This window comes from Nonomuraea sp. GTA35, from assembly GCF_041950525.1.
In the GTDB taxonomy this organism is placed as follows: Bacteria; Actinomycetota; Actinomycetes; order Streptosporangiales; family Streptosporangiaceae; genus Nonomuraea.
Map to the genome: position 1 here is coordinate 203287 of NZ_JBGNUV010000009.1, position 13990 is coordinate 217276.

Annotated in this window: 14 protein-coding genes; 8 read left to right on the forward strand and 6 right to left on the reverse strand. The window is 72.5% G+C overall.

Features of this window, described 5'->3' with window-relative positions; all coding sequences use genetic code 11:
- Nucleotides 1-50 precede the first annotated feature (50 nt).
- Nucleotides 51-1187, forward strand: a complete 1137-nt coding sequence (locus tag ACBJ32_RS35270) for an FAD-dependent monooxygenase (RefSeq protein WP_375130438.1) — start codon at nucleotides 51-53, stop codon at nucleotides 1185-1187.
- Nucleotides 1188-1220: 33 nt separating this feature from the next.
- Nucleotides 1221-1787 (forward strand): hypothetical protein, encoded by a 567-nt coding sequence (locus tag ACBJ32_RS35275; protein ID WP_375130439.1) that lies wholly within the window; start codon nucleotides 1221-1223, stop codon nucleotides 1785-1787.
- Here the strand turns inward: ACBJ32_RS35275 and ACBJ32_RS35280 are convergent.
- A complete protein-coding gene (locus tag ACBJ32_RS35280; RefSeq protein WP_375130440.1) occupies nucleotides 1777-2595 on the reverse strand; it encodes an SAM-dependent methyltransferase in 819 nt (272 codons plus the stop codon). The two genes, ACBJ32_RS35275 and ACBJ32_RS35280, sit on opposite strands and share 11 nt — an antisense overlap.
- 262 nt (nucleotides 2596-2857) lie before the next feature.
- Here ACBJ32_RS35280 and ACBJ32_RS35285 point away from each other — a divergent pair, with 262 nt between their 5' ends.
- Nucleotides 2858-3016: a hypothetical protein gene (locus ACBJ32_RS35285; protein WP_357882292.1), complete on the forward strand. Its 159-nt coding sequence runs from the start codon at nucleotides 2858-2860 to the stop codon at nucleotides 3014-3016.
- 48 nt (nucleotides 3017-3064) lie between these two features.
- Here ACBJ32_RS35285 and ACBJ32_RS35290 read toward each other — a convergent pair whose 3' ends face one another.
- Complete coding sequence (locus tag ACBJ32_RS35290) at nucleotides 3065-4165, reverse strand: serine hydrolase domain-containing protein (RefSeq protein WP_357882295.1); 1101 nt, start codon at nucleotides 4163-4165, stop codon at nucleotides 3065-3067.
- A gap of 101 nt (nucleotides 4166-4266) precedes the next feature.
- On the opposite strand from ACBJ32_RS35290, the gene ACBJ32_RS35295 reads away from it, so the two are divergent.
- Nucleotides 4267-4905, forward strand: coding sequence for a TetR/AcrR family transcriptional regulator (locus tag ACBJ32_RS35295; protein WP_375130441.1), 639 nt, complete (start codon nucleotides 4267-4269; stop codon nucleotides 4903-4905).
- Here ACBJ32_RS35295 and ACBJ32_RS35300 read toward each other — a convergent pair.
- A complete protein-coding gene (locus ACBJ32_RS35300) occupies nucleotides 4886-5683 on the reverse strand; it encodes an N-acetylmuramoyl-L-alanine amidase (RefSeq protein WP_375130442.1) in 798 nt (265 codons plus the stop codon). The two genes, ACBJ32_RS35295 and ACBJ32_RS35300, sit on opposite strands and share 20 nt — an antisense overlap.
- A gap of 88 nt (nucleotides 5684-5771) precedes the next feature.
- Nucleotides 5772-7457 carry a carbamoyltransferase C-terminal domain-containing protein gene (locus ACBJ32_RS35305; protein WP_375130443.1) on the reverse strand — a complete coding sequence of 562 codons (1686 nt, stop codon included), beginning with the start codon at nucleotides 7455-7457 and terminating at the stop codon, nucleotides 5772-5774.
- Nucleotides 7458-7744: 287 nt separating this feature from the next.
- Here ACBJ32_RS35305 and ACBJ32_RS35310 point away from each other — a divergent pair, with 287 nt between their 5' ends.
- From ACBJ32_RS35310 to ACBJ32_RS35325, 4 genes are all read left to right on the forward strand, one after another.
- Complete coding sequence (locus ACBJ32_RS35310) at nucleotides 7745-9226, forward strand: APC family permease (RefSeq protein WP_375130444.1); 1482 nt, start codon at nucleotides 7745-7747, stop codon at nucleotides 9224-9226.
- A gap of 23 nt (nucleotides 9227-9249) precedes the next feature.
- Complete coding sequence (locus tag ACBJ32_RS35315; protein WP_375130445.1) at nucleotides 9250-9912, forward strand: GNAT family N-acetyltransferase; 663 nt, start codon at nucleotides 9250-9252, stop codon at nucleotides 9910-9912.
- 173 nt (nucleotides 9913-10085) lie between these two features.
- Complete coding sequence (locus ACBJ32_RS35320) at nucleotides 10086-11201, forward strand: alkaline phosphatase PhoX (RefSeq protein WP_375130446.1); 1116 nt, start codon at nucleotides 10086-10088, stop codon at nucleotides 11199-11201.
- 165 nt (nucleotides 11202-11366) lie between these two features.
- Nucleotides 11367-12242: an SGNH/GDSL hydrolase family protein gene (locus tag ACBJ32_RS35325; protein WP_375130447.1), complete on the forward strand. Its 876-nt coding sequence runs from the start codon at nucleotides 11367-11369 to the stop codon at nucleotides 12240-12242.
- Here the strand turns inward: ACBJ32_RS35325 and ACBJ32_RS35330 are convergent.
- Together ACBJ32_RS35330 and ACBJ32_RS35335 are read right to left on the reverse strand one after the other, a co-directional pair.
- Nucleotides 12226-13413 (reverse strand): PucR family transcriptional regulator, encoded by a 1188-nt coding sequence (locus ACBJ32_RS35330; protein WP_375130448.1) that lies wholly within the window; start codon nucleotides 13411-13413, stop codon nucleotides 12226-12228. The genes ACBJ32_RS35325 and ACBJ32_RS35330 overlap by 17 nt on opposite strands.
- 101 nt (nucleotides 13414-13514) lie before the next feature.
- Nucleotides 13515-13982: a hypothetical protein gene (locus ACBJ32_RS35335; protein WP_357882322.1), complete on the reverse strand. Its 468-nt coding sequence runs from the start codon at nucleotides 13980-13982 to the stop codon at nucleotides 13515-13517.
- Nucleotides 13983-13990: the final 8 nt, after the last annotated feature.

A 13990-nucleotide genomic window follows, 5' to 3' on the forward strand; every position in this document is an offset into this window, starting at 1 on the left:
GTCAGCGGACGGTCGCCCGGCTGTCAGCGGCGCTCGCGAAGCTGCCAAGCATGCGAAACGTTCTCATCTCCGGTGCCGGCATCGGCGGCCCGGCCCTCGCCCACTGGCTCACCCGCTACGGCTGCCAGGTCACGGTCGTCGAGAAGGCCCCGGCCCTTCGCCCCGGCGGCCAGGCGGTGGACTTCAAGGGCGAGACCCACCTCACCGTGCTGCGCCGCATGGGCATCCTGGACGACGTGCGCCGCCTGCAGACCGGCGGCACCGACCAGGAGGTCGTGGACGCGAACGGCCGCAGGCTGGCGGTCCTGTCCGGCGAGTTCACCGGCGGCGCCCTGGAGATCAAGCGCGGCGACCTGTCCAGGATCCTGTACGAGCGCACCGCCCCGGACTGCGAGTACGTCTTCGGCGACTCGATCACCTCGCTCACCGAGACCCCCGGCGGCGTCCAGGTCACCTTCGAACGCACCGAGCCCCGCACGTACGACCTGGTCGTCGGCGCGGACGGGATCCACTCGAACGTGCGCCGCCTCGCCTTCGGCCCCGAGTCCGATCATGTCCGGCACCTCGGCTACCACTACGCCCTGGTGGACATCGAGGAGGACTTCGGGAGGACGCCGCAGATGTACAACGAGCCGGGCAGGCTGGTGGCGACGGGCGGGCCGAAGGCGCCGGCGTTCTTCGTCTTCGCCTCGGGCCCGCTGACCTACGACCGCTACGACAGCGGGCAGCAGAAGGAGATCCTGGCGCGGGCGTACCAGGGCATGGGCTGGCAGACTTCGCGGATCATGGAGGCGGTGCGCCGGTCGGAGAACGTCTATCTCGACTCGATCAGCCAGGTCAGGATCGACCGCTACGCCCAGGGGCGGGTGGCGCTGCTGGGCGACGCGGGGTACGGCAACACGCTGGGCGGGTTCGGCTCGGGCCTGGCGGTGGTGGGCGCGTACGTGCTGGCGGGCGAGCTGGCCGCGGCCGGCGGCGATCATCGCGCGGCCTTCGCCGAGTACGAGCGGCAGTTCAAGTCGTACGCCAAGATCGCCAAGAACGGCAACGCCGGCCCCTTCCTCGCGCCCGCCACCCCGTCACGCCTGCGCATGCGCAACCGGATGCTCAAGTCGAGCTTCCTGATGGGTCTGATGACGAAGCTGGGCGACAAGTTCGCCACGGACCTCGCGCTCAAGTCGTACTGAACTTCTGCCTCGCGGGCCGCATCCAACCCCGGCATGAGAGCAATCGCCGCCCTCGCGGCCCTCACCGCGGCGCCCGTCGCCGTGGCCCTGATCGCCGTCCCCGCCCAGGCCGCCACCGCCTCCGCCGCCTGCCCGGCGCCGACCAGGGCCGAGCTGGAGGGGACGGACGCCGACGAGCCGGCCAAGGGCGCGAAGGCGCTCAGGGGCGTGCGCGTCCGTCACGTCCCCGAGGGCTTCACCTACGGCACGCTGACGGCGTCGAAGCGCGGGGGCGTCACCGAGTACGGGTATGTCTGGTCCGACAACCGCGACACCACCGACCTCGCGCACCGGTCCCTGTGGGTGCGGGTGGTGTGCTGGCCCCAGGCGAGCAGGCTCGCGCAGCTCAGGAAGCTGCCCGTCGAGCTGGGCAGGTTCACGGGCGACCCGCGAACCGTGAAGCTGGGCGGCCGCCAGGTGCTCAGGCAGGAGGGTGACGGCGCGCTGGGCCACGGCCGTTACGTCGGCTGGGTGGAGCGGAAGGGCGTCGTCGTGACCGTGATGGCCGGCCGGCCCCTGGTGCCGGAGCTCGCCGACATCGTCAGGGGCATCAAGCTGTGAGCCTGCCGACCCCGCCGTCCACGCGCAGTCGCGGCACGCCGTCCAGCAGGGGGATGTGAGCCTCCTCCGGGCCGAGGTGCCAGTCCTGGACCGGAGCGAGGCCGGGCCCGATCAGCTCGAACCCGTCGAACAGCCGCAGCACCTGCTCCCGCGTGCGGAACGTGGCCTGCGCCGGCGAGCCGGCCGTGGCCATCCTGAGCTGGGCGAGGGCCTCGGGGTCGCTCTCGGCCATGGCATGGGAGATGACCAGATGGCTGCCGGCGGTCATGCGCTTCCTGAAGGCGGCCACGATGCCGGCGGGGTCCTCCTCGTCCATCACGAAGTGCAGGACGCCGACCATCAGCACGCACACCGGCTGGTCGAAGTCGATCAGCCCGGTGATGTGCGGGTCGGCCAGGATGTCGGCGGGGCGGCGCAGGTCGGCCTGGATGCCGGCGACGCCGGGGGCGTCGGCCAGCAGCACCTGGGCGTGCAGCCGCACCACCGGGTCGTAGTCCACGTAGACCACCCGGCAGGCGGGGTGCACCCTGCGGGCGGTCTCGTGGATGCTGGGTGTGGTGGGGATGCCGGTGCCCAGGTCGATGAACTGCCTGATTCCCTGCTCGGCCAGGTGGCGGACCGCCTCGACCTGGAAGTGACGGTTGGCCCGCGCCACGAGGCGGGTGTCGGGGGCGACGACGAGCAGCCTGTCGGCCACCGCCCGGTCCACGGCCAGGTTGTCCTTGCCGCCGAGCAGGTAGTCGTACACCCGGGCCGAGCTGGGGACCGTCGGGTCCACTCCGGGCGGAACACGTTCTAGCTCGGTCACGAGGCCGTCTCCTTCGCCTGCCGCCGGGGTGATCGTGCACCTGGTGCGTCATATTACTCGTCAGTCACACCGGCGCGCGTGAGCCCTTCACCGGCCGATGAGCCGGTGGCTCCTCCCCATGGCGTACGGAAATACCGCCGCATGACCGATGCGCACGAGGGGAAGGCGTGTGCATCCTGGTGGGGACGGGTCCGGCGCGTGGCTCGTCGTGGACCTTGAGAGGAGTCACGAGGGCATGGACAATGCGTCAGGCCGCCCTACCGTGATTTTGGATAACGGCGTCGTCGGCCGGATCATGCTGGCCCATCCGTACCGGCGCGACCTGGTGCTCGTGCTCGGCATGGACGGCACCCTGCTGAGCTGCGAGCTCGACGACATCGCCTGCGTCGTCGGCGGCGAGCCGCTCTGCCGCGACGGCTGACCCCGGCCTGCCCACCGCGGCGGCCGGCCCGCACCGGCCTGTTCACGCTCAGTGGGAGGTGACGATCCCGCCGATCAGCTCGGCCGCCGCGAAGTCGTTGGTGAGCCGGTTCTTGGTCAGCGCGAACGTGGTGCCGGTCGCCGTGTCGGCCCAGGCCGTGCTGCCGCCCGCACCCCCCACGCCGAACACCGTCGGGGTCTGCTCCGGCGTCGAGCCGGGACGGCCGATGTTGAAGCCGAGCCCCCACGCGGACGGCATGCCGAAGACCTCGTCGGCGCCGCTCGCCGCCACGGCCGTCACCTCGCGCAGCCGTTCGGGCGTGATCAGCCGCACGCCGTCCACCTCGCCGAGCAGTGCCGCGTACACCCGCGCGATGGCCCTGGCCGAGGTCTTGCCGCCGGCGGGGATGTCGGCCGACAGGTAGTCGGGCCGGTTGCCCAGCTCGGCGTTGGGCATCAGCGTCATCGGCCCGGCCTTGAGCATCGGCAGGTCCGCCGGCATCTCGCCCCACGCGGACATGTCCATGGGCGCGTCCTCCAGCCGGGCCAGCCGCGCGTGCTCCTGCTCCGGCATCCCGAAGTACAGCTCGCCGGCCACCCCCAGCGGCCCCGCCACGTCCTCCCGCAGCACCTGCGAGATGGGCTTGCCGGTCGCCCGCCGGACGATCTCGCCGACGAGGAACCCGAACGTGTAGGCGTGGTAGCCCATCTTGGTGCCCGGCTCCCACCACAGCTCCGCGTCCTCCAGCGCGGCGACCATCTTGCCCCAGTCGCAGACGTCCTCGGGCGTGGTGTCGAGCGGCACGCCGGGCACGCCCGCCGTGTGCGAGAGCACGTGCCGCACGGTGACGCGCTCCTTGCCGTGCCGGGCGAACTCCGGCCACAGCTCGGCGACCGGGGTGTCGTAGCCGAACAGCCCCCGCTCGGCGAGCACGTGGGCCACGGCCGCGGTGGCGCCCTTGCCGATGGAGAAGTTGTAGAAGGGCGTGCCGGACGTGACGGGCCGCCCGGTCTCCGGGTCGGCGACGCCCGCCACCACGTCCACGATCTGGACGCCGTCCTGGTAGACGGCCACCTGGAGCCCGCGCTCCTCGCCCGACTCGACAAGCCTGTCGGCGGCTTCCTGCACCTGCTTCTGAAGATCACTCATGGCGTGTCCGTCCTTGTCCGTCGCTGGAACTAGACGGTACAGTACTCACATCAGTACGGAACTGTCTAGTACTGTTCTGGCAAGCGAACGAGAGGGCGGTCATGGCAGCGGAAGAAGACGGCCGGACGGCACGCAAGCGCAAGCAGATCCTGGAGGCGGCGCTCCCGGTGTTCCTGCGCAACGGCTACGTGGGCACCAGCATGGACGAGGTGGCCTCACTGGCCTCCGTGTCGAAGCAGACCGTCTACAAGCACTTCACCGACAAGGAACAGCTCTTCACCAGCATCATCATGGACACCACCGGCCAGGTGGAGGGGCTAGCCAGGATGATCACCACGGCGCTGGAGGAAAGCGACGACCTGGAGAAGGACCTCGGCGAGCTGGCCCGCCAGTTCCTCGCCCGCATCATGCGCCCCGACGTCCTGCGGCTGCGCCGGCTGGTGATCGCCGAGGCCGACCGCTTCCCCGACCTCGGCCGCACCTGGTACGCCCAGGGCTTCGAGCGCTCGCTCAAGACCATGACCACGGCCTTCGAGCGGCTCACCGAGCGCGGCCTGCTGCGTGCGGACGACCCGGCCCTGGCCGCCGAGCACTTCGTCGGCCTGCTGCTGTGGATCCCGGTGAACAAGGTGATGTTCTCCGGCAGCGGCGCCCACTACACCGACGCCGAGCTCGAACGCCTGGCGGAGGCCGGGGTGGCCGCGTTCCTGCGGGCCTACGCTAGCCCAGGAACCGCCTGATCCCGTCGGCCAGCGCGGCGGCCATGCGCTTGCGGAAGGCGGCGTCGGACATCTTGGCGGCGTCGCCCTCGTTGCGCATGTTGCCGCACTCGATGAACACCGCCGGCCGCTTCGACAGGTTGAGCCCGCCCAGGTCGGTGCGGGTCTGCAGGCCGTTCTTCGCGGTGTAGTTCGCGTACGGCATGCCGGTGCCCTCGCGGTAGGCGTCGCGGACGGCCCGGCCGAGCCTGGCCGACGGCTTGACCACGTCGTCGTTGTGACCGGGGAGCAGCCCGGGCATGATCACGTGGAACCCGTGCCCGCTCGGCGCGGCCCCGTCGCCGTGGATGGACAGCACCGCGTCCGCCCTGGCCTCGTTGCCGATCGCGGCCCGCTCGGTGACGCACGGGCCCACGCCCTTGTCGTCCGGCCGGGTGAGCACGACCTTGGCGCCCATGCCCTCCAGGATCGGCTTCAGCTGTCCGGCGACGTCCCAGGTGAAGGCGTGCTCCGGGAAGCCGTCGTCGGTCTCGGTGCCGGTGGTGTTGCACGCCTTGCGGCCGGTGATGATGTCGACCTGGCGGTTGATCTCCTCGGGGTGCGCGGCGTTGCCGCCGTTGTGCCCCGGGTCGAGCACGACGATCTTGCCCGCCAGCGGGCGCGCGCTCACGGTCGGGCTCGCCGGTGGGGAGGCGGGCAGCGCCGCCTCCCGGGCCGCGGGCACGGAGCCGCCGCCGCACCCGGCGGACAGCGCCGCGAACATGGCCAGTGCCACGGGTCCGGCTCGGTAGGCGCGCATGCCACCGACCGTACCGGGCACCGGCCCGGAAACCCAAGACCCGCACTGACCTGCGATTTCGTGTCGCGGGCAGGGTTTGTCGCCGAGGTCAGGCGAGCTCTCCCGGCAGGGGCGGCTCCACCCGCTTGCGGATCAGGTACGGCGGCATCGCCAGCGCGTGCATGCCGGTCCCGAGCAGGGTGTCGATCGAGTGCTCCGGCGTCTCCGCCAGCGGCTCGCCCGGGCCGTTCAGCGAGGTGTGGGCCAGGACGGGCGTGCCCGTGCGCTCGTGCCACCTGGTGAGCAGGGCGTGCAGGAACGGGGCGCTCTCCCGGGTGACCGTCTGCGGCCTGGCCGTGCCGTCCACGTGCGTGATCGCGGGCAGCCCGTCGCGGTGCTCGGGGCGGACGGCGGCGGCGTACTGCCTGAACGGGGCCGGCCGGTCCAGCTCGAAGAGCCGCGCGGCGTGCTCGGCCGCCACCAGCGCCGCCGGCGGGCGGAACCACTCGCGGCCCTTCACCTCGAAGTTGACGTAGTCCTGCATGTCGGGGCCGCGCGGGTCGCCGAGGATGCTGCGGTTGCCCAGCGCGCGCGGGCCCGACTCGCTGCGGCCCTGGTGCAGCCCGACCACGCGGCCGCTCTCCAGCAGCGTGACCAGCGTGCCCGCCAGGTCCGCCGGCTGCTCGGCGTACAGGCCGGCGGGCAGGGCGCGCACGGCCGCCTCGATCGCGCTCCCGTCGGGGTCGGGGCCGAGGAAGTCGTCCGTCCAGCGGAAGCGGCTGTCCACGCCGAGGCAGGCGACGAGCCCGTACAGGGCGCAGCCCACGGCCGTGCCGCCGGCGTGCGGGCTGGGCGGGACGAACACCTCTCGGAACGGCGACTCGCGGATGAGCCGGCCGTTGGCCGAGCAGTTGAGCGCGGTGCCGCCGGCGAAGGCCAGCGCGTCCAGGCCGGTCTCGGCGTGCAGCCAGGCGACCACCTGGCCCAGCGCCCGCTCGAAGGCGCGCTGGCCGGCGGCGGCCAGGTTCGCGGCGCGGCGGAAGTCCTCGCCGCCCGGCTCGTAGACGAAGGCGTCGCGGCGGCCGAACGCCTCCAGCCAGGCGGGCGGGATGTGCACCTCGTGGCCGCGCACGTCGAGGCCGGGCAGGCCGAGCGCGTCCGGGTCGCCGTACGGGGCCAGCCCCGCCACCTTGCCCTCGTTGCCCTCTCCCTCGGGCCAGATCGCCTTCGTCAGCAGCGCGGAGAAGCAGCCGAGCCCGGCGGGCCTGGCCCAGTCGCCGTCCCAGAGCTGCTTGGCCAGGCACTCCAGGCGCCCGCGCCTGCACCGGTAGAACGAGGCCACCTCCAGCAGGTCGCCGCCGGTGCCCGGCGGCAGCGGGACCTCCTCGGTGAAGTCCCGGACGTGGCTCCCCTGCACGTCGATCACCAGCCCGGCCGCCTCCTCGAACGGCGAGGGGTAGAACGCGCTGTAGAGGTGGGAGAGGTGGTGCGAGACCAGCACGATCGACGCCCCGTCCTTGAGGCCGAGCGTCTTGCGCACCTCCTCGTGGTACGCGGGCGCGTGCTCGATCTCGGTGTCCGACGCGTAGCCCTCCACGACCAGGTCCACCGGCTCCTTCAGCAGCGGCATGGCCGGCAGGTAGCGGTCGGGCAGGTCACCGAGGCGGCCCCAGTGGTGCTTGCGGCGGCTGACGCGCTCCTTTTGCAGGCTGTACATGCCCGACTCGCCCACCGCGACGGCGATGGAGCCGTCCTGGGTGCGATTTATACCGACAACGATGGGAAAGTCCGCCATCTGCAGTGCCTCCTGATCGGAATCACGGGCACCGATACCCCAGCGAGGAACAAGTGGATCTCCCAACCGCGTAAGGGACACGTCAGCAGAGGTTGTCCTCGCCCGCTGGCCAGCGGGCCGGGAGCCGCGGACGCGACCCTCGACCGGACATGACGTCGCCGTGATTCGGACGCCCGTAAACCCCGCGTGGCCCGCAAGACGCTGGCCGAGATCGACGATTCGCCGCACCATACGGACGTGCGTACGTGCTCACGCACCTGGCCCTCCGCACCCCCTTGGAAGGAAGCATGTCGCGTACCACCCCGATCGACGCCGGGCACGACCCGGCCGGAACACTCGCCGCCGACCGGCTCGGCGCGCCCACGGTCGTCTACTTCGTCCTGTCGGCCGCCGCGCCGCTCACCGTCGTCGCCGGCGTGGTGACCACCGGCTACGCCGTCACCGGGATCACCGGGCTGCCGATCGCCTTCCTGGTCGTGGGCGCCGTGCTGGCCGTCTTCGCCGTCGGGTACGTGGCGATGGCCCGGCACCTGGCCAACGCCGGCGCCTTCTACACCTACGTCACCCGGGGGCTCGGCCGGCCCGCGGGCATCGCGGCGGCCTGGGTGGCGCTCATCGCGTACAACACGCTGCAGGTGGCGCTCTACGGCGCCTTCGGCGTGGCGAGCGCGCCGCTGCTCGAAGCGTGGCTGGGCGTCACGCCCGCCTGGTGGGTGGTCTCGCTGGCCGCCTGGGCGCTGGTCGCGGTGCTCGGCGTGCTGCGCGTGGACGTCAACGGCCGGCTGCTGGCCGTGCTGCTGACCGCCGAGGTGGCGGTCATCCTGCTGTTCGACCTGGCCGACCTGATGAATCCGGCCGCCGCCGGATACTCCGCCGAGACGCTGTCGCCGGCCGCGCTGTTCGTGCCGGGGGTGGGGGCGCTGCTGGTGCTGGCCACGCTCGGGTTCGTCGGGTTCGAGTCGTCCGTGGTGTTCTCCGAGGAGAGCCGGGAGCCGCGGCGTACGGTGCCGATCGCCACGTACGCGTCCGTGTCGATCATCGCCCTGGTGTACGCGCTGTCGTCGTGGGCCATGACGGTCGCCATCGGGGCCGGCGAGATCGTGGCCACCGCGCGACGGGACCAGGCGGACACGATCTTCGTGCTGGCCGAGGCGCACCTGGGCCCCGTCGTGGTGTCCATCGCCAGGGTGCTCTTCGCCACCAGCGTCCTGGCCGCGATGATCTCCTTCCACAACACCACCTCCCGCTACTTCTTCGCGCTCGGCCGCGAGCGGGTGCTGCCTGCCGTCTTCGGCCGGACGCGGGCCCGCAGCGGGGCGCCCCAGGCGGGCTCGATCGCGCAGAGCGTGCTCGGCCTGGCCACGATCCTGCTGTACGCGCTCCTCGGCCTCGACCCGCTCGTGCAGCTCTTCTTCTACGGCGGCGCCTTCGGCGGGCTCGGCGTGCTGCTGCTGATCTTCGTGACGTCCATCGCGGTCATCGTCTTCTTCGCCCGGCAGCCGAGCGGCGAGACGCTCGGCCGGCGGGTGATCGCGCCCGTGCCCGCCGCAATCGCGCTGGCCGTGATGGTGTGGTTCGCGCTCGACAACTTCTGGGCGCTGCTGGGCGTGCCGGAGGGCGACGCCCTGGCCTGGGTGCTGCCGGCCGTCTACGGGCTCGCCGCGGCGCTCGGGGTGGTGTGGGCGTTCGTGCTGCGTGCCGGGCGACCCGCCGTTTACGCTGCGGTGGGGACGGGCGCCAAGGCGGCCACCGTCCCCGACGGCGCATGATCCACGAGAGGAGACCTGGGCCGATGGCAGAGACGTTCCGAACAGGACAGGCAGAGGCGTTCGGGCCCTGGCCGGTGATCCACCGCGAGAACGGGGCGGCGTTCGCGTTACGGCCCGCCGTCCGCCTGGCCACGGCCGACGACGCGCAGCAGGTCGCCGAGCTGATCGCCACCGCGTTCGCCGGGCTGCGGCCCATGGCCTACCTGGTGCCCGATCGCAGGGAGCGGCACCGGATCATCGCCGCCAACTTCCGCATCTTCGTCGAGCACGCCGTCGAGCACGGCGAGGTCCACCTCATCGACGACGGCCCCGCGGTGGCGGTGTGGTTCCCGTACACCTCGCCGCTGCCCGCCCCGCACGACTACGACCGCAGGCTCGCCGCGGCCACGGGCGCGTGGGAGGAGCGGTTCCGCACGCTGGACGAGCTGTTCGAGCAGAACCATCCGGCGGCGCCGCACCACCACCTGGCGTTCCTGGCGGTGCACCCCGACCGGCAGAACGAGGGGCTCGGGACGGCCCTGCTGCGCCACCAGCACGCCCGGCTGGCCGGGCTGCCCGCGTACCTGGAGGCCAGCGACCCGCGCAACCGCGACCTCTACGCGCGGCACGGCTACCAGGCGCGGGAACCGTTCGCGCTGCCGGACGGCGCGCTGTTCTGGCCGATGTGGCGGCCGGGCTCACCCTGATCCGCTCGCTGATCCGCTCGCTGATGTGCTCGCTGACGTGCTCGCTGACGTGCTCGCTTTGTGAGGCGTCACAGATTTGACCGCCGACATTTACTCCCCTGTCCAGTTCACAGAATGACGAGCATGGCTCATCGTGTGTCTGCGAATCCAACCGCGACCACGGGAGAGCCCTCATGCGCCGCCGTACCTTCCTGACAGCCGTGCCCGTATCGGTGGCGTTCTCCGGCGCGGTGTGGCACGAGGCCGTGGCGTCGGTGTCAGCCGGGGAGAGCCCGTACGGGCCGCTCGGCGCGCCCGACGCCAACGGCATGGCGTTACCCGCGGGCTTCACCGGCCGCGTCGTGGCCAGGACCGGCCGGAGCGTCGGCGGCACGCTCTGGCACCCCGCACCTGACGGCGGCGCCTGCTTCGCCGACGGCGCCGGCTGGATCTACGTGTCCAACTCCGAGGTGCCGCTGATCGGGGGCGCCTCGGCGATCAAGTTCAGGGCGGACGGCTCGATCGAGCGCGCGTACCGGATCCTGAGCGGCACGAACCTCAACTGCGCGGGCGGCGCCACCCCCTGGAACACCTGGCTGTCGTGCGAGGAGATCTTCCGCGGCCGGGTCTACGAGACCGACCCGTACGGCGTGCGCGCGGCCCAGCCCCGCCCGGCCATGGGCCGCTTCAAGCACGAGGCCGCCGCCTGCGACCCCGACCGGAGGGTCGTCTACCTCACCGAGGACGAGAGCGACGGCTGCTTCTACCGGTTCACCCCCACCACCTGGGGTGACCTGTCCAGCGGGCGGCTGGAGGTGCTGTGCGGCGACGGCACGGTGTGGCGCGAGGTCCCCGACCCCTCGCCCGGCGTGCTGGAGCGCCAGACCAGGCACCAGGTGCCGGAGGCCAGGCACTTCGACGGCGGCGAGGGCTGCCACTACGCCGCCGGGGTCTGCTACTTCACCGCCAAGGGCGACCGCAAGGTGTGGGCGTACGACACCGCCCGCCAGACCGTCACCGCCGTCTACGACGGCACCGGCACGCTCGACGGCGTGGACAACGTCACCGGGCTGAGAGGCGATCTCTACGTGGCCGAGGACGGCGGCAACATGGAGATCAACATCATCACGCCCGACGGCGTCGTGGCCCCGATCATGCGCCTCGACGGGCATGCGCGGTCGGAGATCACCGGGCCCGCGTTCTCGCCCGACGGGACCCGGCTCTACTTCTCCTCGCAGCGCGGCACCAGCGGCGAGACCGCGGGCACCGGAGGCATCACCTACGAGGTGACCGGCCCCTTCCGCCGCTGACCGGCTCCGGCGCTGACCCGGCCCTCGCGGCGCTGACCCGGCCCCCGCGGCGCTGGCCCTGGCCCCTGCGGCGCCGACCCGGCACTCGCCGCGCCGGCCCGGTTCTCCCCGCGCCGGCCGACCACGGATTCCGCACCCCCCACCCCCTGCCGGAAGGAGTCCATCATGGTCCGACGCACGATCCTCCTCCTCACCGCCGTCTGGCTCGCGCTCTCCCTCGCCCCGCCCGCGCACGCGGCGCAGGCCGAGGTGTACGTGGCCCTGGGCGACTCGGCCGCCGCCGGACCGCTGGTGCCCAACCAGATCCACCTCGGCTGCCTGCGCTCCGACCGCAACTACCCGCGCCTGACGGCCCAGGCGATCGGCGCGGCCAGGTTCCGCGACGTGACCTGCTCGGGCGCCGAGACCGAGGACATGTACCAACCGCAGAGCACGGAGCTCGGCGACGTGCCACCCCAGCTCGACGCGCTCAGCCAGGACACCACGCTGGTCACGGTGCAGATCGGCGCCAACGACGTCGGGCTGACCGACTTCATCGAGGACTGCCTGAACCTGCTGCCCCCGCCGATCGGCGACGCCTGCAACGACGACTACAACGTGGGCGGCCAGGACAAGTGGCGGGTCGACACCGACGCGCTGCGCCCCCGCCTGGCCACCCTGGTCTCCGACATCCGCGCCCGCGCCCCGCAGGCCAGGATCTTCGTGGTCGGGTACGGCACGTACGCGCGGCCCGACGGCTGCTACCCGCGCGTCCCGATCATCAGGGCGGACGCGAACTACATCAGGGCCACGCTGCTGTACTTCAACCAGATGCTGGCCGAGCAGGCCGCCGCGGCCGGGGTGGGCTTCATCGACCTGCAGGCGCCGAGCGTCGGCCACGACCCCTGCGCCTCGGCCGGCACCCGGTGGATCGAGCCGTACGTGCCCGCCTCTCCGGCCGCGCCGTTCCACCCGAACGCGGCGGGCATGCGCGGCTTCGCGGCCGCCGTGACGGCCGCCGTCACCGGTGCGGTCACCGGGGTGGTCACCGGGGTGGAGTGAGGCGGCGGGCCGCCAGGGCCGCCCCGATCCGCTGGAGGTGGGCCGGGTCCATCGGGTCCAGCCCGGTCAGGACGACGACCCTGCGCAGGCGGTAGTCGACCGTGTTCGGGTGCACGTGCAGCAGCTCGGCGGTGCGCCGCCGGTCCAGGCCCGTGTCCAGGTACGCCGTCAGCGTCCTGAGCAGGTCGGGGTTGTCGAGCAGCGGGTCGAGCAGCCCCGCCAGCAGCGCCGTGGCCTGGCTCGACCGGGTGAGCTGGTATTCGAGCAGCACGTCGGCCAGCCGGTAGCCGCCCGGCGGCTGCTCGAAGACCCGTACCACCTCCAGCACCTCCTCCACCAGCCGCGCCGCCGCCGGCACGCCCTGCGGCGGCGCGCACTCGGCGGCCAGCCACACGGGCACGCCCGCCGCCTTCCCCGCCGCCCCCGCCAGCTCGCCGAGCTCGGGCTCCTCCCCCTGGAGCGGCACCAGCACGAGCCCGCCCGCCGTGTCGAGCGCGGGCAGCACCGGCTCGGCCGCGTACCGCTGGAGCGCCGTCCTGAGCCGGTGCAGCTTGCGCCGCCCGGCGACCGGCGCGCCAGGCCCGTCCTCGTCGGGATGCCGCCCCGCCGCGACGGCCAGCACCAGGTAACGCGGCGGCAGCCGCACGCCCGCCAGGGCCGCCCGGTCGCCGCCGAGCAGCGCGGCGACGGTGGCGTGCATGGCGTGCTGCTCCTGGCTGAGCAGGCTCTCGCGCTCCTCCAGGTACGCCGAGCAGACGGCGGCCGTGGCGGCCTCCATGTAGAGCAGGACGATCCGGCCGGCCTCCAGCACGTCGGCCAGGTCGTCCGGCTCGGCGCCCGCGAACAGCCGCTCGCACACCATGCGCGCCCCCAGGTGATAGGCCGCGAGCAGCGCTTCGAGCGGCACCCCCTCCTGGGCGCGGCGGGCCGCCGACTCCCGCAGCGGCACCAGGTCGGCCCTGGTGGGCGGTCGGCGCTCGCGGAAGGCGCGGGAGATCAGGCGGAGGTTGTGCTCGGTGATGGCCGTGATGTCGCCGTCGAGCTCCTCCTTCGGCAGCCGCCGGTAGACGGGGAGCTGCTCGGCGAAGCCCCGTACGAGCCGCCTGGCCAGCTTGGCGGTCTGGCGGTCGAGCAGCTCGTGCATCGGGCACCCGGCCAGGGTGAGAACCACGCTCGAACCCTGTCAGATCCCCGCGAATCGGTGAAGGCCCCGCCGGGAACCCGGCAGGGCCTTCAGCTCCACTGGCCGATCACCTTACTGGCCGGTCAGCTCTACTGGCCGGTCAGCCTGAGCCAGACCGTGTAATCGTGCTTGCTGGACGACAGCACGCTCATCTCCTCGGTGGTCTCGCCCACGCTGAGGTCGTCGCAGACGTAGCCGTGGGCCCACGCCTCGCCGAGGCTGTCGCCGCCCGTGATGATCGGCGGGTCCACCTCACGCAGGTCGAAGGACTTGTTCTCGGTACGCAGGATGATCATGGACGGGTGGCCGAAGTGCTCCGGATTGCGGTCCCAGGTCGTGCTGCTCATCTCGACGTGACCGTTGTTGGGATACCAGTTCCCGTCGACCTTGAAGCGGAGCTCGTCCCTGCCGTCGTTCTCCCTGGGGTTGCTGAGCTCGATGTCGTAGAGGGTCACGACGCACGAGCCCGCCATGGCGTGCGCCGGGGCGGCGGCCACCACCGGCACGACCGCGCCCGCCGCGAGGGCGAGTGCGGCGATCAGTTGAGGAGTGCGCATGCTCGGTT

Excerpts from the sequence above, each read along its gene's own strand:
- ACBJ32_RS35275 (WP_375130439.1), top strand. The coding sequence starts at position 1,221 with ATGAGAGCAATCGCCGCCCTCGCGGCCCTCACCGCGGCGCCCGTCGCC.
- ACBJ32_RS35310 (WP_375130444.1), top strand. The coding sequence starts at position 7,745 with ATGTCGCGTACCACCCCGATCGACGCCGGGCACGACCCGGCCGGAACA.
- ACBJ32_RS35270 (WP_375130438.1), top strand. The coding sequence starts at position 51 with ATGCGAAACGTTCTCATCTCCGGTGCCGGCATCGGCGGCCCGGCCCTC.
- ACBJ32_RS35290 (WP_357882295.1), bottom strand. The coding sequence starts at position 4,165 with ATGAGTGATCTTCAGAAGCAGGTGCAGGAAGCCGCCGACAGGCTTGTC.
- ACBJ32_RS35325 (WP_375130447.1), top strand. The coding sequence starts at position 11,367 with ATGGTCCGACGCACGATCCTCCTCCTCACCGCCGTCTGGCTCGCGCTC.
- ACBJ32_RS35305 (WP_375130443.1), bottom strand. The coding sequence starts at position 7,457 with ATGGCGGACTTTCCCATCGTTGTCGGTATAAATCGCACCCAGGACGGC.
- ACBJ32_RS35320 (WP_375130446.1), top strand. The coding sequence starts at position 10,086 with ATGCGCCGCCGTACCTTCCTGACAGCCGTGCCCGTATCGGTGGCGTTC.
- ACBJ32_RS35335 (WP_357882322.1), bottom strand. The coding sequence starts at position 13,982 with ATGCGCACTCCTCAACTGATCGCCGCACTCGCCCTCGCGGCGGGCGCG.
- ACBJ32_RS35300 (WP_375130442.1), bottom strand. The coding sequence starts at position 5,683 with ATGCGCGCCTACCGAGCCGGACCCGTGGCACTGGCCATGTTCGCGGCG.
- ACBJ32_RS35315 (WP_375130445.1), top strand. The coding sequence starts at position 9,250 with ATGGCAGAGACGTTCCGAACAGGACAGGCAGAGGCGTTCGGGCCCTGG.
- ACBJ32_RS35295 (WP_375130441.1), top strand. The coding sequence starts at position 4,267 with ATGGCAGCGGAAGAAGACGGCCGGACGGCACGCAAGCGCAAGCAGATC.